We start from the raw sequence: 25,389 nt of genomic DNA on the forward strand, positions 1-25,389 counted from the left end.
GCATGGATGCCGCGGCCAAGCTCACAGGGACGTACTTGCAGCGTCCCCCGCAACCGGACCCACCCCGCCTTCCCCCAGGAAACCGGCTTTGGCTGTTGCTGTTGCTGTAGAGGTTGCCGGCCAGCGGCCGGCACTACCGGGTGCCGGGCACAGCCCGGCCATCACGTCCCCACGTGCACGCGATTGGCCTGTTCGGCCAATCCCAGGTGATCCAGCGCGATGTCCAGCGCCAGCACATAGCTCTGCGCACCGTACCCGGCGGCGATGCCCAGGCGCTGGCCGACACCGGCCGGCAGGCACGGCTCGGCCACCGCGCCGTCGTCATGTACTTCCACGTAGGCGTTGTGCAGGTAGGGCAGCAGGCGCTGAAGACGCAGGCTGTTGGCACACGCACCCGGGTCCAGCAGCGTCACCTCGCCACGGCTGTGGTCGGCCACGCGCAGGGCGTCCAGCAGTTCCTGTTCCGAGCCGCAGGCGCGTATCGCCACGCTGGTGCCGGCGTCGATCGCCCGGTGCACCAGCGACTTCAATACCGGCGCCGGCAGTGGCATCGCCGTGCGGATCAATGCACCGGCGGCTTCCGGGCCACGGATGATGAAGATCGACATCGCTCAGCCCTCCTGCGCCAGGCGGCGGCCGACGATGGCCAGCGACAACGGGTAACCGGCCTGCTGACTGCGCTGGTCGATGACCACCGCCGCGGGGCCACGCTGCAGTCGCAGGCGCGACTCCAGGCCGGGCTCGCTGGGTGCCTGCAACTCGATGTACTGCGCCGGCAGCCGTTCCAGCGCCGCCTGCAGCGCACCGCCCTCGGCCTGCCATTGCGCCTCGTCGGCCACGCCGACATCCAGCAGCACCCAGTCGGCCGAACGCGCCTGCGGCTGGCACAGGCACTGGCGCACTTCGGACAGGCTGGCGCAGTCGCTGCACAGTACGCGATGGCCGCTCAGCTGCGCCGGCAATTGCGGGCGCGGCGCGGACGAAGATGCGTGGCGGATCACCAGGAGGGTCATACAACACCTTGCGGAATGCGCCCTGTGGCGCGGTGGGCACACGATGCGCGCGCTGGCCGTAAAGGTGCGATGCCCGCGGCCGGTCCCGCGCGTAAAACCTGCGTAACCCGGCGCTACCGGGAACCTCTCCCCCCATGTGTGGTCTGATGCAGCTACCACCCACCCGGAGCCTGCCATGGACGCCGTTGCCCGCCCTCCCTTTTCTGATCGCGCGCTGGCCTGGCTGAAAAAGGAGGCGCTGCCGTTGCTGGTGATGCTCGGCCTGCTCGCCGCCGCCCGCGATACCCTCGCCAACCACTACGTGGTGCCCAGCGGTTCGATGCAGCCGACCCTGCAGCCCGGCGACCGGGTGGTGGTGGACATGCGCGCCTACGGCCTGCGCCTGCCATTCACCAGCAGGGAGCTGATGTCCACCGGCACGCCGCAGCGCGGCGAAGTGGCGGTATTCGATTCGCCAGCCGACGGCACCCGCCTGATCAAGCGCGTTGCCGCAGTGGCCGGTGACCATGTGCAGCTGCACGAAGGGCACCTGACCATCAACGGCCAGCCGCTGCAGACCGCGGACCTGCAGGATGTGGAAGCCTTCGGTGAACGCCGTGCCAGCCTCGATCTGGACATGGGGGGCGGCCCGGACATCGCCGACCTGGTGGTGCCGGACGGCAAGGTGCTGGTGCTGGGTGACCACCGTGGCAACAGCTTCGATGGCCGCTTCTTCGGCTTCGTAGATGCCGACAAGGTCTACGGCCGTGCGGTGGCGGTGTACTACCGCCGCGGCGACGGTTTCGAGTGGCAGCGCCTGTAAGCTTAATTGATACTTCTTGAGTATCAATCCTGACTTATCAGGTTATGGATCGACTGGATGGACGGGCCTAGTCTGAGGCCCGTTCCCTCCCACGCCCGGCCGTCCCCACCGGCCCTTCGATTCCATGACTGGCGAAACTGCGGCGGCCGTTGAAGGCCGTCCCTCCACTCTCGATACCGGCACCGACACTCGCATCCAGCAGGGCACCCCGGCCTTCCGCCGCACCGCGCTGGCGCTGTTCCTGGCCGGCTTCTCCACCTTCGGCCTGCTGTACACCGTGCAGCCGCTGCTGCCCGAGTTCAGCCGTCACTTCGGCGTGTCCGCCGCCGGCAGCGCGATGTCGCTGTCGTTGACCACTGGCACGCTGGCGGTGGCGATGCTGCTGGCCGGCCTGCTGTCCGACGCGGTCGGCCGTCGCCCGTTGATGATCGTTGCGCTGTTGGCGTCGGCCATGCTGTCGCTTTGCACCGCGCTGGTGGACGACTGGACCACGCTGCTGGTGCTGCGCACCCTGCTTGGCCTGGCGCTGAGCGGCGTACCGGCGGTGGCGATGACCTACCTGGTCGAGGAAATGGACAGCCGTGCGCTGGGCCTGGCGATGGGCCTGTACATCGGCGGCAACGCCATCGGTGGCATGAGCGGGCGCCTGCTGGCCGGCATCATCGCCGATCACTGGGGCTGGCGCTGGGGCATCGGCGTGGTCTCGATCATCGCCGTGGCCAGCACCGTGCTGCTGTGGCTGCAGCTGCCGCCGTCGCGTCACTTCCAGCCCCGCCGTGATGGCCTGCGCCAGTTGCCGTCGCGCTGGCGCATGCTGTTCGCCGACCCGGGCCTGCCGTGGCTGTTCGCCACCTCGTTCGTGCTGATGGGCGTGTTCGTCACCCTCTACAACTACCTGGGCTATCACCTGCTGGCGCCGCCCTACGATCTCAGCCAGACCGTGGTCGGGCTGATCTTCAGCGTCTATCTGGTGGGTACCTTCAGTTCGGCGTGGATGGGCCAGCAGGCCACGCGCTACGGACGCGGCCGCATCCTGTCGATCTCGTTCGCGCTGATCGGCGCCGGCATCGCGCTGCTGGCGATGCCGTGGCTGAGCACGATGGCGCTGGGTATCGCACTGGTGACGTTCGGCTTCTTCGGTGGTCATTCCGTGGCCAGCAGCTGGGTTGGAAGCCGCGCCGGTGCGATGCGTGCGGAAGCCTCGGCGCTGTACCTGTTCGCCTACTACCTGGGGTCCAGCGTGCTGGGCGGTGTGGGTGGCCTGGCCTATGCAGCCTGGGACTGGCTTGGCGTGTGTGCGTTCGCCGCCGCGCTGACCCTGATCGGCGGTGGCATCGTCTGGACGCTGCAGCAGCGCGCGCCACAGTCGGTCACGGCGTGACCCAACGCACGGCAGTGCCGGCCGCTGGCCGGCAACCACGGTGTGGCGGGTTTGCCGAGGTAGAGTCGACTGTTAGTCGACTGCTCTTCCATCAGATCGCGAAAACCCCGCCCTGCGCGCGATAGTCGACTAACAGTCGGCTCTACCGGCGAATGCCCCGCGCAGCAGCGTGGCGAAATTGCGGATCAACGGGGTTACCCGTTCGCGATGCCACGCCAGCTGCACTTCCGAATGGGCACCGGCATCGGCCAGCGCCACGAAGCGCGATCCTTCCACCCGGATGTGATCGCACGAAGACGGCAGGATCGCGGCGCCCAGGCCTGCGGCGGCCAGGCTGATCAGCGTCGAGGCTTCACCCGCCTCCTGCACGATGCGCGGCGTGAATCCGGCAGCCGCGCACAACGCGATCATGTGGTCGTGGATGCCGGCACCGGCACTGCGGCGGAACGCCACGAATGGCTCCTGCGCGAAGTCGCGCAGCGACAGCGTGCCCTGCTTCGACAGTCTGCGCAGGGCAGGATGGTCGGCATGCACGATCAACGCCAGCGGATCGACGAACAGGCTGTGCGCCACCAGTTCCGGCGGCAGCGCACGCTTGCGGATGATGCCCACGTCCAGTGACCCGTCGAGCAGCGCGTCGATCTGCTGCAGGGTGTTCATCTCGCTCAGCTGCAGCCGCACCTGCGGATACTGCTGGCGGTAATGCAGGATCGAACGCGGAATCTGCGGCGACAGCGGCGTGGCGCGGGTCAGGCCGATGTGCAGTTCACCCTGCTCACCGCGCTGCGCGCGCTGTACCTCGTCCACCGCCGCTTCCACCTGCTGCACGATGGCGCGTGCACGTTCCTGCAGCAGCTCGCCCGCAGGCGTCAGCTGCACACGACGATGGCTGCGCACGAACAGGCGCGCACCGATCAGGTCCTCCAGCTGGCGGATCTGCTGGCTGAGCGGCGGCTGCGACATGCCCAGCCGCTCCGCCGCCTGGCCGAAGTGCAGCGTATCGGCGACAGCGAGGAAGTAACGCAGGTGGCGGAGTTCGATGGACATGCGGCCAGTTTATTCATCGTCAGCCGGAAATGAATCAGAGATGGGATCCGATCCCGTGCCGACCAACGGTCGGCACCCACCAACAGCAGCTGGCACCAACAGCAGCAACCAACTGTCGAAGGCGGGGTGGGTCCGGTTGCGGGGGTGTGAGCGGCATGGATGCCGCGACCAAGCCTCGGGGGTCACTTCATGGACGGGTTTACGGCGTCCCCCACAACCGGACCCACCCCGCCATCCCACGGAATGCCCGCTGTTGCCGTTGACGTTGCCGTTGCTTCGGCCTCTGCAGGTGCAGGGCGGCAGCCCTGCAAACCAGAACACCCCTCACCGCTCCGAATGCCCGCTCTGGTCGTAATCGCGTGGGCTGAACAACTCCGGCTGGATCAGCTCGATGAACGCCCGCGCCTGCGCCGACAGCGCCTTGCCCCGGCGCACGATCACCCCGTAACTGCGTTCTGGGAACCAGCGCTTCATCGATCGCGCCGCCAACCGCTCGCGGTCGGCCTCGTTCAGGCACAGCGCCGGCACGATCGAAATGCCCATGCCCATCGCCACGTACTGCTTGATCACCTCCCAGCCGCCGACCTCCAGTGCCACGGTGTAGGCGATGCGGTGGCGCTGGAACACCTGGTCCACCAGCCGGTAGGTGATCTGCCGCTTCGGCGGCAGCACCAGCGGATAGCGCGCGATGTCGGCCAGCTCCAGCTCGCCGCCACTGGCCAGCGGATGATCGTGCGGTGCGATCAGCACCTGCTCGAAGCGGTAGGCCGGGGCGTAGCTCAGGTCGGCCGGCACATCGGTCATCGAACCGATCGCCAGGTCGGCGGCATCCTCGCGCAGCAGGTCGGTGCCGTCGGCGCTGATCGCGTTGTGCAGGGTCAGACGCACGTCCGGGTGATGCAGGCGGAAGCGTTCGACGATCTTCGGCAGCAGGTAGAGGATGGTGGAACTGTTGGCGGCGATGTTCAGTTCGCCCGCATCCAGGCCGCGCACCTTGTCGCGGAAGCGCGCCTCCAGCCCGTCCAGGTTTTCCACCAGTGGTTGCGCCATTTCATACAGCAGCTGGCCCTCGCGGCTGGGCACCAGGCGGCGCCCGCTGCGCTCGAACAGCGGCACCCCCAGCTCCCGTTCCAGCGCCTGCAACTGAAGGCTGATCGCCGGCTGGCTGACGAAAAGTGCCTCAGCCGCCCGTGAGACCGAGCCCAGGCGCACGGTCTGGCAGAACGCGCGCAGCGGCTTCAACCGGTCGGATTTGTAGGAAAAACGAGGACTTGGCGAGGGGCGCGTGGTCATGGCGTCACAAGTATTAGCACAAGTTATGTAAAGCATTGCAAAAACTGTTTTGCCAAATACTCCTGCCCAGCGGCACCGTGGAGTCGTTCCCCCACCGCTGGAGTCGCCCCATGTCCGCCGTCGCTTCCGCTGTTCCCACCCCTGCCAGCAAGGCTACCCCCGGCATCGCCCTGGCGACCCGCGTGGCCGGCCAGGACACCGTGCTGCCGGCGCCGCTGCTGGCCCTGCTGGTGTCGCTGCACCGCGCGGTGGAGCCGGGCCGGCAGGCACAGCTGCAGGCCCGCCGCGAGCGCCAGGCGTTCTTCGACCAGGGCGGCCTGCCGGACTTCCGTGAAGACACCACCGCGATCCGCAACGGCGACTGGCGCGTTGCCCCGCTGCCGGCCGCGCTGCAGGACCGCCGCGTCGAGATCACCGGCCCGACCGACCCGAAGATGGTCATCAACGCGCTGAACTCCGGCGCCAAGGTGTTCATGGCCGACTTCGAGGATTCGACCTCGCCGACCTGGCGCAACCTGCTGGCCGGCCAGCAGTCGCTGGCGGCGGCGGTGCGCGGTGACCTGCAATTCACCGCTGCAAATGGCAAGCACTACAGCCTGCGCCCGTACGACGAGCAGGCGGTGCTGATCGTGCGCCCGCGCGGCTGGCACCTGGACGAAAAGCACGTGGCCATCGACGGCCAGCCGCTGGCCGGTGGCCTGTTCGACGCGGCGGTGTTCGCCTTCCACAACGCCCGCACCCTGCAGGCGAAGGACCGCGGCCCGTACTTCTACCTGCCCAAGCTGCAGAGCATGGAAGAGGCGGCGCTGTGGGAGACCGCGCTGTCGCACATCGAAGGCATGCTCGGCCTGCCGCATGGCCAGATCAAGGTGACGGTGCTGATCGAAACGCTGCCGGCGGTGTTCGAGATGGACGAGATCCTGCACGCGCTGCGTGACCGCATCGTCGGCCTGAACTGCGGGCGCTGGGACTACATCTTCTCGTACCTGAAGACCTTCCGCCGCCACGCCGACCGCGTGCTGCCCGAACGCGGCCAGGTGACCATGACCCAGCCGTTCCTGAAGGCCTATTCGGAACTGCTGATCCAGACCTGCCACCGCCGCGGTGCGCATGCGATGGGCGGCATGGCCGCGCAGATTCCGATCAACAACGATGCCGCCGCCAACGAACAGGCGATGGCCCGCGTGCGCGCCGACAAGCTGCGCGAAGTCACCGCTGGCCATGACGGCACCTGGGTTGCGCACCCGGCGCTGATTCCGGTGGCGATGGCGATCTTCGACGAACACATGCCCGCTGCGAACCAGCACAGCGTGCTGCGCCAGGACGTGCGCGTCGGCCGCGACGAACTGATCGCACGGCCGCCGGGCACCATCACCCGCGCCGGTTTCGAAGGCAACGTGGAAGTCTGCGTGCGCTACCTGGCCGCTTGGCTGGATGGCAACGGCTGCGTGCCGATCCACCACCTGATGGAGGATGCGGCCACCGCCGAGATCAGTCGCAGCCAGCTGTGGCAGTGGCTGCACACGCCGGGCCAGCAGCTGGACGACGGCACCGCGATCGACCTCGCGCTGCTGGATTCCACCCTCTCGCAGCTGCCGGCACGGCTGGGCGATACCGCCGCGCTGCCCGGTGGCGCACGCATCGGCGAGGCCATCGCCCTGCTCGGCGAACTGAGCCGCAGCGACGAACTGACCGATTTCCTGACCCTGCCGGCCTACGCGCGCATCGACTGACCGACTGCCCGCAAACCCGCCGTTTCCCTCCCCGTTGCACGCACGAACCGAACTGGAGAAAGACATGAGCAAGCTGCCCACTGCCGAACAGATCCAGCACGACTGGGATACCAACCCGCGTTGGGAAGGCATCCAGCGCAACTACAGCGCCGCCGACGTGGTGCGCCTGCGCGGCACCGTCCACATCGAGCATTCGCTGGCCCGCCTGGGTGCGGAGAAGCTGTGGGCATCGCTGCATGAGCGCGAGTTCGTCAACGCGCTGGGTGCGCTGACCGGCAACCAGGCCATGCAGCAGGTCAAGGCCGGGCTGAAGGCGATCTACCTGTCCGGCTGGCAGGTGGCGGCCGACGCCAACCTGGCCGGCCAGATGTACCCGGACCAGTCGCTGTACCCGGCCGATTCGGTGCCGGCGGTGGTCAAGCGCATCAACAACACGCTGCTGCGTGCCGATCAGCTGCACCACGCCGAAGGCAAGGATGACATCGACTTCCTGCAGCCCATCGTGGCCGACGCAGAAGCCGGTTTCGGCGGCGTACTCAACGCCTTCGAACTGATGAAGGCGATGATCGAGGCCGGCGCCGCCGGCGTGCATTTCGAAGACCAGCTGGCGTCGGTGAAGAAGTGCGGCCACATGGGCGGCAAGGTGCTGGTGCCGACCCGCGAGGCCATCGAGAAGCTCAACGCCGCACGCCTGGCCGCCGACGTGCTGGGCGTGCCGACCCTGCTGGTCGCGCGCACCGATGCCGAGGCCGCGGATCTGCTGACCAGTGACATCGACGGCAACGACCGCCCGTTCACCACCGGCGAGCGCACCGTCGAGGGCTTCTACAAGACCCGCAATGGCCTGGACCAGGCGATCAGCCGTGGCCTGGCCTACGCGCCCTACGCCGACCTGGTGTGGTGCGAGACCGGCAAGCCGGACCTGGAATTCGCACGCAGGTTCGCCGAGGCGATCCATGCGAAGTTCCCGGGCAAGCTGCTGGCCTACAACTGCTCGCCCAGCTTCAACTGGAAGAAGAACCTGGACGACGCCACCATCGCCAAGTTCCAGCGTGAGCTGGGCAGCTATGGCTACAAGTTCCAGTTCATCACCCTGGCCGGCTTCCACGCGCTGAACTACGGCATGTTCAATCTGGCCCACGGCTACGCACGCCGCCAGATGAGCGCGTTCGTGGAACTGCAGGAAGCCGAGTTCGAAGCCGCCGAGCGTGGTTTCACCGCCGTCAAGCACCAGCGCGAGGTTGGCACCGGCTACTTCGATGCCGTGACCCAGGCGATCCAGCAGGGCCAGTCCTCGACCACCGCGTTGACCGGCTCGACCGAAGAAGAGCAGTTCCACGGCGGGCGCAGCGAACGCGCCGCGTGATGCGGTAGTGCCGGCCGCTGGCCGGCACCCACGTGCGCCTTCGTGCACTACGGAGAAGCCGGCCAGCGGCCAGCTCTACCGTGGGCGCGAATCCGATCAGGGTGGCCAGGGAAGGGCCAGGCAACGCCGGCCGGTCGGGGGACCTGCCGGCGTTGTTGTATCGATGGAAACGCGATGAACGCATGCAGCGTCAATCCAGCGCACCCCACAGTCCGGCAACTTGGCCGAAACCCTGTGAAGGTGGCCATCAGATTGATCCGGAACGACTTTTCCTTGGACCGTGGCGGGCAGAACGGCCACCGTGCGCCTTCACATCGGGAAAGCGGACCACACGGCTCAAAATGAGATAGGGCGCACATTTTAAAGCGGTGCTATGCTCCGCGGCTCACCAGGGGACGCTGGCGGCGGGTGCAGGGAATGACCGGCAGGGGTGCGGCCGAGAACAGTGATGTGACGTCAGGTATCGCCCGGGTGGCGATGGCCGAGATCGTGCATGCGCTGCTGTCCGATGCCGAGGTCGCATTGTTCGCCAGATTTGCCCGTCCACGCAAGCTTCATGCCGGGCAGTGGCTGTTCCAGCGTGGCCACCGTGGCGAGCGCATGTACGTGATCCTGGAAGGCCAGATCGAACTGGATTTCGGCGAGGACCTGGTGATCAAGACCCTCGGGCAGCAGGAGTTCTTCGGTGAGCTGGGCCTGCTGGTGGGTGATCACCCGCGCAGCGCCAGTGCGCGCGCCCTGGTGGACTGCGAGGTGCTTGAGCTGGGGCCCGCCGACTTCCATCGTCTGGTGGAATCCGATCCGGGCCTGGTCGCCTACTTCCTGCGCCGCACGATCATGCGCGTGCTGACCAACGAACAGGCGCTGATCAGCCAGCTGCGCCGGCGCAACCATGATCTGGAAACCGCGCTGGACAATCTGTACATCACTACCCACCAGCTGACCCACACCCGTGAACTGGTGCGTACCGATGAACTGACCGGGCTGCACAACCGCCGTGGCCTCACCCTGTACCTGCAGGAATGCCGCGCCGATGGCAGTGGGCTGCCGCAGGCGCTGCTGCTCATCGACTGCGACCGCTTCAAGCAGATCAATGACCGCCATGGCCACCAGGCCGGCGATCGCGTGCTGCAGAGCATGGGCAACATCCTGCGCTCGATGGCCGGTGAGCAGGACCTGGCCTGCCGGCTCGGCGGTGACGAGTTCTGCCTGATCCTGCGTCGTGGCAACCACGAGATCGTGCAGCACGCGGCAGAGTTCATCCTCAGCGCGGTACACGGCCTGCTCGAGCGCAGCCACGGCACGCCGCACGTCAGCCTGGTCAGCATCGGCGCCAGCCTGCTGGACCCGGATGCGGGCTGGAGCGAGTGGTACGCCAGCGCGGATCGTGCGCTGTACCAGGCCAAGCGTGATGGTGGCAACTGCCTGCGTTGGGCAGACGCAGTGGACTCACCCTAGATCGGGAGACAGAGGCGATGAATGGCGACAACGGAACGTCGGCGCCGCACAACCAGCAACTGCGCGCCCTGCTGTTCACCGACCTGTGTGACTCGCTGCTGCTGGTCGAACGCATCGGCGATGTCGCTGCCGCCGAACTGTTCCAGGAACACGACCGGCTGGTGCTGGCGCTGCAGCAGCGCTGGAACGGCCAGCTGATCGATCGCTCCGACGGGCTGTTCATGCTGTTCGAGCGCCCGATCGACGCGCTTGGCTTCGCATTGGATTACCAGCGTGGGCTGCAGCCGCTGGGGCAGAGACACGAGATCCATCTGCAGGCGCGGGCCGGTCTGCATGTGGGCGATGTGCTGACCTGGGAGAACAGCGCCGAGGCAGTGCGGGCTGGCGCCAAGGCGATTGAAGTCGAAGGCCTGGCCAAGCCGACGGCGGCGCGCCTGATGCAGTTGGCACGTCCGGGCCAGATCCTGCTTTCGGCGGTGGCCGAATCCATCGTGCGTCGCTCCAGTGGGTCGCTGGGCGCGATGGCTGAAGGCCTGCAATGGCGATCGTTCGGGCGATGGCGCTTCAAGGGCGTGAGCCAGCCAGCCGAAGTCTACGGCGTGCAGGCGGCGGGCATGCCCACCCCGGGGCGGCTGCGGCACACGACCAAGGCCCGGCGTGATCTTCCGTTGTGGCGCCGTCCGCTGGCGATGGCGGCGCAGGCCGCCGTACTGCTGGCCGCGGTGCTTGGCGTCTGGTTGCTGACCCGGCCACAGCCGGCCATCGCGTTCGCCGAACGCGACTGGGTGGTGCTTGGCGGGCTGCATAACCTCACCGGCAATCGACTGCTCGATGACGCCCTGGACCAGGCGTTCCGGATCAGTCTCGAGCAGTCCCGCTACGTCAACGTAGTCAGTGACGACCGCGTCGGCCGCACCCTTGAGATGATGCGGAAACCGCCGGATCGCGGTGTCCGTGAACGTGGCGATGCCGCCGCTGTGGCGGTGCGCACGGGCGCCCGCCTGGTGTTCGTGCCATCGGCGACCGATGTCGGCGGCCGAACCCGCTTCAGCGTGGAGGTGGTCGAGCCGTCGACGCTGCGCACCCTGGCCGTGGTATCCGCCGATGCGAAGGCGGGTGCGGTACTGGCGGCGGTGGACGATGTTTCGCGCCAGCTACGCGATCGCCTGGGCGAAGAGCCCACATTGATCCAGCGCGACAGCCAATCCCTGCCGGAGGTGACCACGGGCAGCATGGATGCGTTGCGTGCGTTTGCCTTGGGCCAGAAGCGCTACAGCCGAGGAGATTTCAACGGCGCGATGGCGTTCTTCGGGCAGGCGATCGAGGTCGATCCTGAGTTCGCCCTGGCATGGCTGGGCCAAGCCCGCTGTCGCTTCGCCATGATGAATTACCGCGATGCCCGGCGTCTGCTGGCAGAGGCCGACCGTCGATCAGGGCACCTTACGCCACGCGAGCGCCTGTACGTGCAGAACTGGGCGCTGCAGATCAGTGATCCGGATCGCGCCACCGATGGCTGGGCGCGCATGGCGGAGCTGTATCCGGATTACATGCCTGCAAGCTACAACGCCGGTCTGAATCTTTTCCACGAGAACCGCCTTGCCGAGGCCCTGGCGCTTTCCAGGCGTGTTGCACAAAGCAGGGTCGAACTGCCTGAGATCGCGCAGGACCAGTACGGCCGCGCCTTGCTGGCCAGCGAGCGCTACGCAGAGGCTGACATCGCGTTCAGTCGTGCCGCCGGCAATGGTTGGGAAGGTGCATTGATGCGCCAGGCGACGGTAGCGGCAGCGCGTTCCGAGTTCGAGAAGGCCAATGCGCTGCTTGGGCGGATCGATCCAGGCAACTTCCATGCTGGCAATTTCGCTACCACGATTGCGCTTGACCAAGGCGATGTCGAGGGCGCCATCAAGCTCGCCGAACAGGGAAGGATGCTTGCCGGACAGCGCCAGGGCATGGATCGGTACAACTTCGACATGCCCCTGGCCGTCGCCTACATGATGGCCGGCAGAAGGTCGAAGGCGCTGATGGTGGCGCGCGTGGCCGCGACCGCGCCGTTCGCAGAGCTGAGCGGCGAACCCGCGGTGGAGGTAGTGGATCGCCTGGTTGCAGCACACGCAGCAGCCTTGCTGGCACTGAGACTGGGCGATGCCGCACCGGCCAAGGCGGTCCAGGCCCGGATGAACGCGCTTCAGGATCTCCCTGACAGCAGCGTGTTGCGCCAGTACGTCACCCTGTTGGCCGGGCGGATGATGCAGCATGAGGGCCGACCCCAGGCCGGGCTGGACCTGCTCGTACCGCTGCTGAAGAAGCAGCCACGCCTGCAGGTGCGGCTGGCAGTGCGTGACCTGGCGCTGGAGGCGGGCCTGAAGGATGTTGCCCAGGAGCAGACGCGTTGGCTGCGTGATCGCCCCGGATTTGCATATGCAGAAGCGCAATGCAGCTTCTGCCTGCAGGCGCTTAACGTAGTGGATGTGCGGAGGCTCATGGCGACGCCGGCAATCGAGGCTGCCGACACCATGGCCTCGATGCCTCAGCGCAGCGTGCGCGGCGAGCCGTAACCGTCCTCAAGCATCGGCACGGAGTAGCCGGTACCACTGGTCAGCATGGCGATGATCTGCTCTTCGGCCTGTGCGATGACGTCTTTCTCCGCCAGGCAGATGTTCTTGCAGCAATCCTGGACGAACTGCTGAAGGTCAGCCGGGTTGGATGGAACGTGTCCAGCCAGCAGTATCGCGGCAGCCGTGTCGGTGGCGAAGAGCTGGCGGAAGGTGTCATCGGTGGCGAGGCGCTGAACCAGCGTCCTTGCGACCGGCAGCGAGAGCGTCAACGTGGGCATTGTGTCCTGCATCCATGGAGTGTCGAGGGGCAGTGGTGATGTCGGCTTGGCCAAGCGGTTCTTGAGAGGGTAGAGCGGGAGATGTAAAGGAATCGGGTCGCGGTTCGATAACGTGGATTCACGATGAAGGAAGGGCTGATCCGATGGATGTCAGGCGCTGCGCGATCGTAGTGGTACAGCCCACCGAGCAGATCCGGTTCGAGTTTGAGGGCCTGCTGCGCGGTGGTGATGGGCTGGTGCGCACGCTTGCCTGGGAGGCACTCGCCCCCCACCTGGATGGACCGGTGGTGCTGGACGCTGCGGCACAGGCACTGCTGGGAAGCCTGAGCCCAAGTGCATGGACCACGCTTGAGGCAGGGGAGGCCTGTTCACCCGCGATGGACCTGCTGATCGCCAGTGGCCTGGTGTTGACCCGGGGGCAGGATGACGATGTTGCCGCTCGTGACGAGCGGCTGCGTGCAACGCATTGGCATCCCCTGGCTGCGGTCATGCATGCCTTCTCACGCTGGGAGGATGTTGACGCCGTTCGCAACATGCGTGAATCACAGATCGAAACGGCCTCGCAGATGCGCAGGACGTTGGGACCGCCGCCACCGCACGCTGCCGCTGCCGACGCTGGGTTGGTACCACTGCCGCCTCAGCAGTCCAACGATTTCGACGCACTGCTGGCGCGGCGCGTCACCTGCCGGAACTTCGATGTCACCCGATCACTGCCGCTGCCCCTGCTGAGCCAGATGCTGCAGCGGGCATTCGGCAGCAGCAGCTGCCAGCGCGAAGGCGATGATCTGGTGTTCCTGAAGAAGAACGTCCCTTCGGGCGGCGGACTGCATCCTGTGGAAGCCTACGTGCTGGTGCGCAATGTCGATGGACTTGCCGCGGGCATGTACCTCTATCGAGCGCAGGGCCACGGACTGATGCCGGTTGATTGCCCCGTGGCCATCGATCGCGACTTCGTGATGTCCATGGTCGGGCAGCAGCACTGGTTCGCGGATGCGCACGTGCTGGTGGTCCTGGCCCCGCGTTTCAACAGGACGTACTGGAAGTATCGCCAGCATGGGAAAAGCTATCGGGTTGTCGCGATGGAGGCGGGACATCTATCCCAGACGCTGTACCTGGCGGCCACGGATGCCGGCCTGGGAGCATTCATTACTGCAGCGATCAACGAAAAGCCCATCGAACGTGCCCTGGGCCTGGACACGATCAACGAGGGGGTACTCGCGGTCTGCGGTTTCGGATGGCGTGCATCACGGATGACGACCAGCGAACTGGACCCGGCAGGCACGATCTGGAACCTTGAAGACCGCGCGGGCTGACCCCGCGCGGCCTCTGCTGCATCACGCCGCTTCGAAGTCCACCAGTACCGCGCCATCACCCACCTGGTCGCCGGCCTTGGCGCGATAGCCCTTCACCGTCCCATCCGCCGGTGCCTGCAGGGTGTGCTCCATCTTCATCGCTTCCAGCACCACCAGCGGTGTGCCGCGCTTGACCTCGGTACCGGCGGCGACCAGCGTGGCGACGATCCTGCCCGGCATCGGTGCCAGCAGGCTGCCGGCATCGGCCACGGCGTGGTCTGATTCGCCCACGGGATCATGCAGGGTGAAACGGTGCTGGCCATCGGCGCCGAACAGATACAGCTGGTCACCGTCGCGCAGCAGCTGTAGAGTCCAGCGGCGCTCGCCCAGCTGTACGGTAAGATGCTGCGCATCGGCTGTGCCGATCACCTGAACCGGCGCGGCGTCATCGCGCTGCACGCGCCAGCCATCGGCCTGTGCCCACACTTTGAGCGTGTGCTTGCGTTCGCCCTGCTGCAGCGGCAGCACGCGCGGTGCCGATGCGCCGAGGCGCCAGCCATCCTGGGCCTGCCATGGCGAATGCGGGTCGCGCGCGTCGGTGCTGGCACCGGCAGTGCCAGCAACCGCGGCCACGGCGGCCAGCTGCCACAGGGCATCATCCGTTTCGCCCACTGCACTCAATGCCGCCTGTTCGCGTTCGATCAGCGCGGTATCCAGCCTGGCGTGCGCGAACGAACCGGTATTCACCAGCCGGCGCAGGAAGCCGGCATTGGTGGTCACGCCTACCACCTGGCAGTCGGCCAGCGCCTGGCTCATGCGGCGCAGCGCGGCATCACGGTCCACGTCCCAGACGATCAGCTTGGCAATCATCGGGTCGTAGTACGGGGTGATGCTGTCGCCTTCCTCCACGCCGGTATCCACGCGCACATGGGCCGACGGGATTGGCAGGCGCAGGCGGCGCAGGGTGCCGGTGGAGGGCAGGAAGCCACGGTCGGCATCTTCGGCATACAGGCGCGCTTCGATCGCGTGGCCGTGGATGGCCAGCTGCTCCTGGCGCAGCGGCAGCGGCTGGCCCGAGGCCACGCGCAGCTGCCATTCCACCAGGTCGGTACCGGTGATGTACTCGGTGACCGGGTGCTCGACCTGCAGGCGGGTGTTCATTTCCATGAAGTAGAAATCGCCGTCCGGGCCGGCGATGAACTCCACCGTGCCCGCACCTTCATAGCCCACCGCGCGCGCGGCATCGACCGCCGCCTTGCCCATCGCAGCACGACGTTCCGCGCTCATGCCCGGGGCCGGCGCTTCTTCCAGCACCTTCTGGTGGCGGCGCTGCACCGAGCAGTCGCGCTCGAACAGGTACACCGCGTCACCGTGGCTGTCGCCGAATACCTGGATCTCGATATGGCGCGGGCGCTCGACGTACTTCTCGACCAGAACGTGGTCGTTGCCGAACGCCGAGGCCGCCTCGCGCTGGCAGCTGGCCAGCGCATCGACGAAGTCCTCGCTGCGCTCGACCTTGCGCATGCCCTTGCCACCGCCACCGGCGCTGGCCTTGATCAGTACCGGGTAGCCGATGGCGTCGGCCTGCGTGCGCAGGAAGTCCGGTGCCTGCTGGTCGCCGTGGTAGCCCGGGGTCAGCGGTACGCCGGCCTTGGCCATCAGCGCCTTGGCCGCGCTCTTGTCGCCCATCGCGCGGATCGCGCTGGCCGGCGGCCCGATGAAGGTGATGCCGGCGGCGGCGCAGGCATCGGCGAAGTCGGCATTCTCGGACAGGAAGCCGTAGCCGGGGTGGATGGCCTGCGCGCCGGTCGCGCGTGCCGCGTCGAGCAGCGCATCGCCGCGCAGGTAGCTCTCACGCGCGGCGGCCGGACCAATGCGGATGGCTTCGTCGGCCAGGCGCACGTGGCGCGCGTTGCGGTCGGCATCGGAATACACCGCCACGGTGGCGATGCCGAGGCGGCGGCAGGTGGCGATGACGCGACAGGCGATTTCGCCACGGTTGGCGATCAGGACTTTGGTGAACATGGCAACGGGCTTCATGGGAGCGTGCTCGGTCATGGCATGGATTACATGCGGAACACGCCGAAGCGCGTCTGCTGCGGGGCGGCGTTGAGGCTGGCCGACAGCGCCAGGGCCAGCATCCGGCGGGTGTCGGCCGGATCGATCACGCCGTCGTCCCACAGGCGCGCGCTGGCGTAGTACGGGTGGCCCTGCTGCTCGAACTGGTCGCGGATCGGCGCCTTGAACGCGTCTTCCTCCGCAGCCGGCCACTGGCCGCCCTTGGCTTCGATGCCATCGCGCTTGACCGTGGCCAGCACGCTGGCGGCCTGCTCGCCGCCCATCACGCCGATGCGTGCGTTCGGCCACATCCACAGGAAGTTCGGCGAGTACGCGCGGCCGCACATGCCGTAGTTGCCGGCGCCGAACGAACCGCCGATCACCACGGTGAACTTGGGAACCTTGGCGCAGGCCACCGCCATCACCAGCTTGGCGCCGTCCTTGGCGATGCCGCCCTGTTCGTACTTGCGGCCGACCATGAAGCCGGTGATGTTCTGCAGGAACACCAGCGGAATGTTGCGCTGGGTGCACAGCTCGATGAAGTGCGCGCCCTTCAGCGCCGACTCGGAGAACAGGATGCCGTTGTTGGCGATGATGCCGATCGGGTAGCCATTCAGATGGGCGAAACCGGTGACCAGCGTTGCGCCATAGCGCGGCTTGAATTCGTCGAAGCGCGAGCCATCGACCAGGCGCGCGATCACTTCGCGCACGTCGTAGGGCTTGCGCGTATCGGCCGGGATCACGCCGTACAGTTCGTGTGCCGGCAGCAGCGGTTCTTCGCTGGCCTGCACCGCCATCGCCGGTTCCGGCTTGCGCCAGTTCAGCTGCGCGATGATCGCACGCACCCGTGCCAGTGCCTGCAGATCGTTGTCAGCCATGTGGTCGGCCACGCCGGATATGCGGGTGTGCACGTCGGCGCCGCCCAGTTCCTCGGCGGTCACTACTTCACCGGTGGCCGCCTTCACCAGCGGCGGGCCGCCGAGGAAGATCGTGCCCTGCTCGCGCACGATCACCGTCTCGTCGCTCATCGCCGGCACGTAGGCGCCACCGGCGGTGCAGCTGCCCATCACGCAGGCGATCTGCGGAATGCCCTGCGCCGACAGGTTGGCCTGGTTGTAGAAGATGCGGCCGAAATGGTCGCGGTCGGGGAAGACTTCGTCCTGCAGCGGCAGGAACGCGCCGCCGGAATCGACCAGGTAGATGCACGGCAGGTGGTTCTGTTCGGCAATCTCCTGCGCGCGCAGGTGCTTCTTCACCGTCATGGGATAGTAGGTGCCGCCCTTGACCGTGGCATCGTTGGCCACGATCACGCACTCCACGCCGCTCACCCGGCCGATGCCGGCCACCACGCCGGCGGCCGGCACGGCGTCTTCGTACATGCCATGCGCGGCCAGCGGCGCGATTTCGAGGAAGGCGCTACCGGGGTCGAGCAGGGCGTCGATGCGGTCACGCACCAGCAGCTTGCCGCGTGCGGTGTGCTTGGCGCGCGCGGCCTCGCTGCCACCCAGCGCGGTGCGCGCCAGGGTGGCGTGCAGATCGTCAACCACGGCCTGCATGGCCGCGCGGTTGGCTTCAAAGGTATCGCTGCCCGGTTGCAGCTGGCTGTTCAGGACGGTCATCGCGGTGGCCTTACAGGGTGCGCTGGAACAGTTCGCGGCCGATCAGCATGCGGCGGATCTCCGAGGTGCCGGCGCCGATTTCATACAGCTTGGCGTCGCGCCACAAGCGGCCGGTCGGGTATTCGTTGATGTAGCCGTTGCCGCCCAGGATCTGGATCGCCTGGCCGGTCAGCCAGGTCGCCTTCTCGGCGGCGTACAGGATGGCACCGGCGGCGTCCTGGCGGGTGGTGCGGCCCTGGTCGCAGGCGCGCGCCACGGCATAGACGTAGGCGCGGCAGGCGCCCAGGCCGACGTACATGTCGGCGATCTTGGCCTGGATCAGCTGGAAGCTGCCGATCGCCTCACCGAACTGGTGGCGCTCGTGCACGTACGGCATCACCACGTCCATCGCTGCGGCCATCAGCCCCAGCGGGCCGCCGGACAGCACCACGCGCTCGTAGTCCAGGCCGGACATCAGCACGCGCACGCCACCGCCAACCTGGCCCAGCACGTTTTCTTCCGGCACTTCGCAGTCCTGGAACACCAGCTCGCAGGTGGGCGAGGAGCGCATGCCCAGCTTGTCCAGCTTCTGCGCGGTGGAAAAGCCCTTCATGCCCTTCTCGACCAGGAACGCGGTGATGCCCTTGGCGCCGGCGTCCATGTCGGTCTTGGCATAGACCACCAGCACGTCGGCATCCGGGCCGTTGGTGATCCACATCTTGTTGCCGTTGAGCACGTAGCGGTCGCCGCGCTTGTCGGCGCGCAGCTTCATCGACACCACGTCCGAACCGGCACCCGGCTCGCTCATCGCCAGCGCGCCGACCAGGCTGCCGTCGCACAGGCCGGGCAGGAAGCGTTGCTTCTGTTCTTCGTTGCCGTTCTTGCGCAGCTGGTTCACGCACAGGTTGGAGTGCGCGCCATAGGACAGGCCGATGCCGCCGGAGGCACGCGAGATTTCTTCCATCGCCACCACGTGGGCCAGGTAGCCCATGCCGGTGCCGCCGTATGCTTCTTCCACGGTGAGGCCGAGCAGGCCCTGTTCGCCCAGCTTCGGCCACAGGGCCAGCGGGAACTGGTTGCTGGCATCGGCCTCGGCGGCCAGCGGTGCGACCTCGGCGGCGGCAAAATGGGCCACGCTCTGGCGCAGCAGGTCGATGTCTTCGCCAAGGTCGAAGTTCAGGGATGGCACGTGCATTGTGGTGGCTCCACGACGGGATGGCAGGAAATGGACGCACCCGGCGGGGGAGCGGGCGGCGGTCTGCAGGACCGCTGCCCGCACGGGCGATTGGACCCAGCGTAGCGGGGTTCGGATAAGAAGTGAATACAAATTCAAAAATTGAAACCAGAATCAAAACATGGCCTACAAACGCTCTGCACTGATGGAAGAACGCCTGGCCGGGGCCCGTGAACGGATCCTGCTGGCCACCCGTGAGCTGGTCGCCACCGGCGGCTGGCGCAACGCCCCGGTGACCGCCGTGGCAACCCAGGCGGGGGTATCCACCGGCCTGATCTATCGCCATTTCCCGTCCAAGGCCGAGCTGTTCGTGGAGGTGCTCAACGCCGCGGTGGCCCACGAGGTCGCGATCATGGAGCGCATCGCCAGTGGTCCGGAGGTGGCCAGCGAGCGCCTGCGGTTGGCGATCACCGCCTTCGTTCGCCGCGCCCTGGCCGGGCCGGGGTTGGCGCATGCCTTCATCGTCGAACCGGTCGATCCGGACGTGGAGGCTGAGCGCATGCGTGGTCGTCGCGCCTTCGGCGACGTGTTCCTGCGGCTGGTGGAGGAGGGCGTGGCCGCCGGTGAGCTGCCGGCGCAGGACGCGCATGTGGCCGCCGCCTGCCTGGTCGGCGCCTTCACCGAGGCGATGGTCGGCCCGACCGCACCCAGCCGCGAAGCGCACCGCGACGAAGACGCGCTGGTGGATGCGATCTGCAGCTTCTGCCTGCGCGCGATCGGCGCCCGGTAACGTGGTAGAGCCGGCCGCTGGCCGGCTTCTGTTGCTGGGGTCAGATCCCTTCTGCGCCGCAAAAGGGATCTGACCCCAGCCCCCGGCATGTTGCGCCGCACCAGCGGTGACGCCTGTTGTCGCACGCAAAGCGCGTTCTATACTCGGTCCATCACGCAGTCGCTCAGCCGTGGTCCAACGACTATCAGCCAGGGGTAACGAAGAGTGCGGAATTACGATCTGGAGTTCCTGAAACGCTTCTCCATGGTGATCGCGCTGCTGGCGACCATCACCCTCGGCCTCATCCTCCTAGCCGCCTACATCCACACCCGGATTCCGCCCGAGGTGTCGCCGACTGCGGCCAAGCGCACCGAACAGCGCATCTCGCCCACCGGCGCGGTCTATGCCGGCAGCACCGGCGCCGCCGCGCAGGCTGCGGCCAAGGCCGCCGCGCTGGCCAAGGCCGCCTCGCAGGTGGCCTACGGCGGCACCAAGGACGGCAAGGTCATCTTCGACAACCTGTGCACCGCTTGCCACACCACCGGCGTGGGCATGGCGCCGACGCTGGACCATTCGCACTGGGACAAGCGCATCGCGCAGGGCAAGGACACCCTCTACAAGCACGCCATCGAGGGCTACACCGGCCCGGATGGCGGCATCATGCCGCCCAAGGGTGGCAACCCGGCGCTGACCGAGGAACAGATCCACGCCACCGTGGACTGGATGCTGGGCAACCTGAAGTAGGCGCCGGAACGGCCAAACCGCGAAACGGCGGAAACGTTGGAACATGGAACGGCCAAACGGGATGGCGGAACCGCGGAGCATGGAACGGCCGAACGGGATGGCGGAACCGCGGAACATGGAACGGCCGAACGGGATGGCGGAACCGCGGGAAGGGGGTAGAGTCGACTGTTGGTCGACTGCTCTTCCCAACGCCACCGAAAAAGCCCGCGCTGCGCGCGATAGTCGATTAACAGTCGACTCTACCCGCCGGTCGCCCCAATCGCCGCGGTCGTTCTCCATCCGCCGCCGGCGGCTTTGCGGGCCAAGGCCAAAACCGCGCGCGTCGCTGGGGTTTCGCATTTCAAGGTTAGTCTGTGCGCCTCTTCCATGGAGTCGCCCGTCGATGCGCCGCCGTTCCCTCGCCCTTGCCCTGTCCCTGCTGCTGCCGGCCGGTGCCTTTGCCCAGGCCCAGCCGCAGGCCGCACCGGCCGCGTCGCCCTCCGCTGCGCGCAGCAGCGCCACCGTGGTGCTGACCGCCGCGCCGGCCGACTGGCGTGCACTGGATGGCCAGCGCGTGCGCATCGCCGCACCGCTGACCCTGGCCGGTACCGACGGCCTGGAGCGCTTCGGCCAGCTCACCGTGGCCTTCGATGGCCGCCTCTGGCAGCCGACCGAAGTGGCCACGCCGGGCACTGCCGGCTATGAGCAGGTGATGGCCGACAACCAGCGCCGCCGCCTGGTGCTGGAAGATGGCGGCGATGCCCGCGACCCGGCCAGCGTGGCTTACCTGCCGGGCAACCCGGTGCTGCGCACCGGCATGCAGCTGCGCGATGTGCAGGGCATCGTGCGCATGGACGCGCAGGGCCATCCGCGCCTGCAGGTCGAAGGCGCGCTGAAGCTGCCGGAGCTGAAGCGCCCGGCGGTGCCGACCGTGCCGGGCAGCCTGCATGTGGCGGCCTTCAACCTGGAGAACTTCTTCAACGGCGACGGCCAGGGCGGTGGCTTCCCGACCCTGCGCGGCGCACGCACGCTGGAGGAACACAAGGCGCAGGTGGCCAAGCTGGTCACCACGGTCAACGCGCTGGGCGCCGATGTCGCCGCGCTGATGGAACTGGAGAACGACGGCTACGGCCCGCAGTCGGCCATCGCCGAACTGGTCGATGCGCTCAACCGCGACCGTGGCGCGCAGGGCGACTGGCGCTTTGTCGACGCGGGCAACGGCCCCGGTGACAACCCGATCCGGGTCGGCATCATCTACCGCAGCGCGCGCCTGCAGCCGGTGGGCAAGCCGGCCACGCTGACCGGTGGCCCGTTCGTCGAGCACAGCCGCGTGCCGCTGGCGCAGGCCTTCCAGGGCAAGCAGGGCGCGCCGTTCGTGGTGGTGGCCAACCACTTCAAGTCGAAGGGCTGCCGCGACGCCGCCGGTGCCGACGCCGACCACAACGACAACCAGGGCTGCTGGAACGCCACCCGCGTGACCTCGGCGCAGCAGCTGCACGCCTGGCTGCAGACCGACCCGACCGGTACCGGTGCAAAGGACGCGGTGCTGCTCGGCGATTTCAATGCCTACGCGATGGAAGACCCGATCCGCACCCTGCATGACCTGGGCTGGCAGGACGCGTTCAAGGTCGCCAAGATCGAGCATCCCTACAGCTACGTCTACAACGGCTATACCGGCCGCCTCGACCACGCGCTGCTGAGCCCGGGCATGGCCAAGCGCCTGCGCGGTGCCGCCGAGTGGCACAGCAATGCCGACGAACAGGACGCCAGTGGCTACCAGGGCCGCAACGTGCAGGGCCCGTGGCGCAGCTCCGACCACGACCCGCTGTTGTTGGGTTTCGACAGATAAGGTTCGGCGGGGATCTGCTCTGGGAGGGACCTTGATCGGCACGGATCCTGCCGTTGCTTTTGATCTTCCAGTCCGTCTTCAAGCGAGCCGAGCATCGCAGGTGAATCAGGGGCGAAGAGGCGCCGATGTTTGAGCGCAGCGAGTTCGGCGCCGTCCCCTGGTTCATCGAGAAGCGCAGGGTACCGGTGCACAGCACCGGCTCGCGGCTGGCGGCGCGTTTCTTTTGGTTACTTTTCTTTTCGCGCGAAAAGAAAAGTGACATCCCACCGCGGGCGCGGAAATGGCCCGCCGCAACCAACGCTCACCCCCAGGCGATCAACCCGATCGCCAGCACCGCCAGCGCCAGGCCGGCGCGGTTCCACTTCGTGGTCGCCTCGCCGAAGGCGAACACGCCCACCAGCGCACCCACCACCACCACGCCGATGTTCATGCCGGCGAACACGGTGGCCGGGCTCTGCGGCATTGCCTGGTGCGCATGCACATAGAAAAGAATGTTGCCGCCATTGAGCAGGCCCAGCAGCGCGCCGGCGCCGAGGTTGCGCCAGGCCAACCGGCTGCGGTCACTGAAATGCCGCCACAGCTGCAGCGCCAGCATCAGCCCGAAGGCCACGCTGAAACTGGCCAGTACCGCCGCCATCGACGGCGTGCCGGACAGCGCCACCTGCTTGAGCAGCACGTCCACCACCGCGAAGCCGCCCCATACGCCCAGCAGCCAGCCCCAGCCACCGGGTGAGGACGCCACCGCCGGTCCGCGCGGGCGCAGGCTGATCGCCACCATCGCCAGCAGGCCCAGGCCGAGTCCGGCCAGCTTCCACGGCGTTGCGGTCTGGCCGAAGAACAGGAAGGCCGCCGCCAGTGACAGCAGCAGCGACAAGCGCTGCGCCACATCGCTGCGGACGATGCCGGCCACCGCGACCGCGCGGCCCAGCACCAGGAAGATCGAGGGCAGCACCACCGCCAGTGCCAGCAAGGACAGCCACGGCGCATGCGGTGCGCGCAGTGCATCCAGCGGCGGCTGCAGCACCACCGCCGTCATTGTCGCGGCCACCAGATAGTTCCAGGTGACCATCTGCGCGACATCCAGCTGGCGGCGTCCGGCCACCTTCAGCAACACCGAAACCAGCACACTGCAGATCACGGCCAAAGACAGGTAGAGCATGGGGCGGGCACAGGGCAGGGGCAGGGGACGGTATCATGGTGCCATGCACAAGCCTTCGTTCCCCGTCGCCCCCGGCGAAACCGCCTGCCTCGAACTGGACGGCCCGGCCGGCCCGCTGGAAGTGGTCGTCGACCTGCCCAAGGCCGATGTGCCGGTGCAGCCGATCGTGGCCATCGTCTGCCATCCGCTGTCCACCGAGGGCGGCACCCTGCACAACAAGGTGGTCACCATGACCGCCACCACCCTGCGCGAGCTGGGTATCGCCACGGTGCGCTTCAACTTCCGCAGCGTTGGCGCGTCGGCCGGTGAGTTCGACCACGGCGTGGGCGAGCAGGATGACTTGAAGGCCGTGGCTGCCTGGGTGCAGAGCCAGCGCCCCGACGACCGCCTGTGGCTGGCCGGTTTCAGCTTCGGCTCGTTCGTTTCGCTGAAGGCTGCGGGCGAGCTGCAGCCGGAAGCGCTGATCTCGATCGCGCCGCCGGCCGGCCGCTGGGACTTCGATGGCATCGCACCGCCGGCCCGCTGGCTGGTGATCCAGGGCGAGCAGGACGAGATCGTCGACCCGCAGGCTGTCTACCAGTGGCTGGACACGCTGGATTTCCCGCATGAGCTGGTGCGCATGCCCGAGACCAGCCATTTCTTCCACCGCAAGCTGATCGACCTGCGCGGCGCGCTGACCCACGGCGTCAAGCACTGGCTGGGCGCGGCGGCATGAGTGCAACCGAGCTGACCCCGTCGCAGCGGTACGCGGAAGGGGTTGCCCGTGGTGACTGGCAGAACGACCCGGCCCAGCATGCGGCGCTGGCCGAGCTGGACCGCATCCACCTGGGCCTGCTGGACAGCGCCGAGCACGGCTGGCTGGACCGCCTGTCCTCGTTCTGGAAGAAGCCCGAGCCGGTCAAGGGCCTGTACTTCTGGGGCGGCGTCGGCCGCGGCAAGACCTTCCTGGTCGACCTGTTCTACGACGGGCTGCCGATCAAGCAGAAGTACCGCACCCATTTCCACCGCTTCATGCGCAGCGTCCACGAGCGCCTGCGCGAGCACCAGGGCCAGAGCGACCCGCTGGCGAAGATCGCCCAGGAATGGCGCAGCAACCTGCGCGTGCTGGCGCTGGACGAGTTCTTCGTCACCGACATCGGCGACGCGATGCTGCTGGCGCGGCTGCTGGAGCGACTGTTTGCCGAAGGCGTGACCCTGGTCACCACCTCCAACACCGCGGTGGAGAACCTGTACCTCAACGGCCTGCAGCGCGAGAGCTTCCTGCCGGCCATCGGCCTGCTGCAGCGCTTCTGCGTCGAGCTGTACGCCGAGGGCACCGAGGATTACCGGATGCGCGCGCTGACCCGCTCGCCGGTGTACCGCGCGCCGCTGGCTGCCGACAGCGATGAATGGCTGGCCACGCGCTGGAACGAGCTGAGCGGCGGCCAGCCGGCCAAGACCGGCAACATCGAGATCGAGGGCCGCAAGATCCCGGTCCGCGGCCGTGGCAAGAGCATCGCCTGGTTCGATTTCGCCGCGTTGTGCGAGGGCCCGCGCGGCCCCTCGGATTACATCGAGATCGCGCACGAGTTCAACACGGTGCTGCTGGGCGGCATTCCGGCGTTCGATCGCCTCAACGAAGATGCCGCGCGCCGCTTCGTCAACCTGATCGACGAGCTGTACGACCGCCACGTCAACCTGGTCTGCACCGCCAGCACCTCGCCGGTGGAGCTGTACACCGGCCAGCGCCTGCAGGGCGCGTTCGAGCGTACCGCCTCGCGCCTGATCGAGATGCAGAGCGCCGAGTACCTGGGCACCCCGCACCGGGCGTGAGGGGCCTGCGGGCGTGCGTTGCCGGCCGC

Annotated in this window: 21 protein-coding genes; 12 read left to right on the plus strand and 9 right to left on the minus strand. The window is 67.5% G+C overall.

Going from position 1 to position 25,389, the window contains the following annotated elements; all coding sequences use genetic code 11:
- Positions 1-161: 161 nt before the first annotated feature.
- Together O0K41_RS00910 and O0K41_RS00915 are read right to left on the minus strand one after the other, a co-directional pair.
- Entirely contained in the window at positions 162-608 is a 447-nt protein-coding gene (locus tag O0K41_RS00910) for a 3-dehydroquinate dehydratase (protein WP_004153636.1), read from the minus strand.
- A gap of 3 nt (positions 609-611) precedes the next feature.
- Positions 612-1,013, minus strand: coding sequence for a hypothetical protein (locus O0K41_RS00915; protein WP_164221962.1), 402 nt, complete (start codon positions 1,011-1,013; stop codon positions 612-614).
- 175 nt (positions 1,014-1,188) lie between these two features.
- Between O0K41_RS00915 and lepB the strand changes: the two genes are divergently transcribed.
- Positions 1,189-1,815 carry a signal peptidase I gene (lepB, locus tag O0K41_RS00920; protein ID WP_005407648.1) on the plus strand — a complete coding sequence of 209 codons (627 nt, stop codon included), beginning with the start codon at positions 1,189-1,191 and terminating at the stop codon, positions 1,813-1,815.
- A 124-nt stretch (positions 1,816-1,939) separates the two neighbouring features.
- Complete coding sequence (locus O0K41_RS00925) at positions 1,940-3,196, plus strand: MFS transporter (protein ID WP_164221960.1); 1,257 nt, start codon at positions 1,940-1,942, stop codon at positions 3,194-3,196.
- A gap of 129 nt (positions 3,197-3,325) precedes the next feature.
- Here O0K41_RS00925 and O0K41_RS00930 read toward each other — a convergent pair whose 3' ends face one another.
- Both O0K41_RS00930 and O0K41_RS00935 read right to left on the minus strand, forming a co-directional pair.
- Positions 3,326-4,243 carry a LysR family transcriptional regulator gene (locus O0K41_RS00930; protein ID WP_005407650.1) on the minus strand — a complete coding sequence of 306 codons (918 nt, stop codon included), beginning with the start codon at positions 4,241-4,243 and terminating at the stop codon, positions 3,326-3,328.
- 324 nt (positions 4,244-4,567) lie between these two features.
- A complete protein-coding gene (locus O0K41_RS00935) occupies positions 4,568-5,536 on the minus strand; it encodes a LysR family transcriptional regulator (protein WP_024956234.1) in 969 nt (322 codons plus the stop codon).
- A gap of 110 nt (positions 5,537-5,646) precedes the next feature.
- Between O0K41_RS00935 and aceB the strand changes: the two genes are divergently transcribed.
- The 4 genes from aceB to O0K41_RS00955 all read left to right on the plus strand — a co-directional run bounded on the left by aceB (position 5,647) and on the right by O0K41_RS00955 (position 12,648).
- A complete protein-coding gene (gene aceB / locus O0K41_RS00940; RefSeq protein WP_164221958.1) occupies positions 5,647-7,269 on the plus strand; it encodes a malate synthase A in 1,623 nt (540 codons plus the stop codon).
- A 64-nt stretch (positions 7,270-7,333) separates the two neighbouring features.
- Entirely contained in the window at positions 7,334-8,635 is a 1,302-nt protein-coding gene (gene aceA, locus O0K41_RS00945; RefSeq protein ID WP_005407653.1) for an isocitrate lyase, read from the plus strand.
- 417 nt (positions 8,636-9,052) lie between these two features.
- Positions 9,053-10,093 (plus strand): GGDEF domain-containing protein, encoded by a 1,041-nt coding sequence (locus O0K41_RS00950; protein WP_024956231.1) that lies wholly within the window; start codon positions 9,053-9,055, stop codon positions 10,091-10,093.
- A gap of 17 nt (positions 10,094-10,110) precedes the next feature.
- Positions 10,111-12,648: a putative peptide modification system cyclase gene (locus O0K41_RS00955; protein WP_164221956.1), complete on the plus strand. Its 2,538-nt coding sequence runs from the start codon at positions 10,111-10,113 to the stop codon at positions 12,646-12,648.
- Here the strand turns inward: O0K41_RS00955 and O0K41_RS00960 are convergent.
- A complete protein-coding gene (locus O0K41_RS00960; protein ID WP_005407656.1) occupies positions 12,621-12,926 on the minus strand; it encodes an NHLP-related RiPP peptide in 306 nt (101 codons plus the stop codon). The genes O0K41_RS00955 and O0K41_RS00960 overlap by 28 nt on opposite strands.
- 143 nt (positions 12,927-13,069) lie before the next feature.
- Between O0K41_RS00960 and O0K41_RS00965 the strand changes: the two genes are divergently transcribed.
- Positions 13,070-14,239, plus strand: coding sequence for a putative peptide maturation dehydrogenase (locus tag O0K41_RS00965; RefSeq protein ID WP_049449346.1), 1,170 nt, complete (start codon positions 13,070-13,072; stop codon positions 14,237-14,239).
- 21 nt (positions 14,240-14,260) lie between these two features.
- Here the strand turns inward: O0K41_RS00965 and O0K41_RS00970 are convergent, their stop codons facing one another.
- The 3 genes from O0K41_RS00970 to O0K41_RS00980 are packed head-to-tail and all read right to left on the minus strand — an operon-like array spanning position 14,261 to position 19,069.
- A complete protein-coding gene (locus O0K41_RS00970) occupies positions 14,261-16,243 on the minus strand; it encodes an acetyl/propionyl/methylcrotonyl-CoA carboxylase subunit alpha (RefSeq protein ID WP_164221955.1) in 1,983 nt (660 codons plus the stop codon).
- Positions 16,244-16,284: 41 nt separating this feature from the next.
- A complete protein-coding gene (locus tag O0K41_RS00975; RefSeq protein WP_099606037.1) occupies positions 16,285-17,895 on the minus strand; it encodes a carboxyl transferase domain-containing protein in 1,611 nt (536 codons plus the stop codon).
- A 10-nt stretch (positions 17,896-17,905) separates the two neighbouring features.
- Positions 17,906-19,069, minus strand: coding sequence for an isovaleryl-CoA dehydrogenase (locus O0K41_RS00980; RefSeq protein WP_005407660.1), 1,164 nt, complete (start codon positions 19,067-19,069; stop codon positions 17,906-17,908).
- Between the two features lie 160 nt (positions 19,070-19,229).
- Between O0K41_RS00980 and O0K41_RS00985 the strand changes: the two genes are divergently transcribed.
- The 3 genes from O0K41_RS00985 (at position 19,230) to O0K41_RS00995 (ending at position 22,389) form a co-directional block, all read left to right on the plus strand.
- Positions 19,230-19,838, plus strand: a complete 609-nt coding sequence (locus O0K41_RS00985) for a TetR/AcrR family transcriptional regulator (RefSeq protein WP_005407661.1) — start codon at positions 19,230-19,232, stop codon at positions 19,836-19,838.
- Between the two features lie 204 nt (positions 19,839-20,042).
- Positions 20,043-20,561 carry a c-type cytochrome gene (locus tag O0K41_RS00990; protein WP_005407662.1) on the plus strand — a complete coding sequence of 173 codons (519 nt, stop codon included), beginning with the start codon at positions 20,043-20,045 and terminating at the stop codon, positions 20,559-20,561.
- 382 nt (positions 20,562-20,943) lie between these two features.
- Entirely contained in the window at positions 20,944-22,389 is a 1,446-nt protein-coding gene (locus O0K41_RS00995; protein WP_099604898.1) for an ExeM/NucH family extracellular endonuclease, read from the plus strand.
- A 301-nt stretch (positions 22,390-22,690) separates the two neighbouring features.
- Here the strand turns inward: O0K41_RS00995 and O0K41_RS01000 are convergent, their stop codons facing one another.
- On the minus strand, positions 22,691-23,548 hold the full coding sequence (locus tag O0K41_RS01000; RefSeq protein WP_099604899.1) for an EamA family transporter: 858 nt from the start codon (positions 23,546-23,548) through the stop codon (positions 22,691-22,693).
- Between the two features lie 43 nt (positions 23,549-23,591).
- Between O0K41_RS01000 and O0K41_RS01005 the strand changes: the two genes are divergently transcribed.
- Both O0K41_RS01005 and zapE read left to right on the plus strand, forming a co-directional pair.
- Positions 23,592-24,263: a CocE/NonD family hydrolase gene (locus O0K41_RS01005; protein WP_049449357.1), complete on the plus strand. Its 672-nt coding sequence runs from the start codon at positions 23,592-23,594 to the stop codon at positions 24,261-24,263.
- Positions 24,260-25,360 (plus strand): cell division protein ZapE, encoded by a 1,101-nt coding sequence (gene zapE, locus O0K41_RS01010; RefSeq protein WP_164221953.1) that lies wholly within the window; start codon positions 24,260-24,262, stop codon positions 25,358-25,360. Before O0K41_RS01005 ends, zapE begins: the two co-directional genes overlap by 4 nt.
- Positions 25,361-25,389: the final 29 nt, after the last annotated feature.

The sequence above is a fragment of the Stenotrophomonas sp. Sm2128 genome, from assembly GCF_030985535.1.
Classification (GTDB): Bacteria; Pseudomonadota; Gammaproteobacteria; order Xanthomonadales; family Xanthomonadaceae; genus Stenotrophomonas; species Stenotrophomonas maltophilia.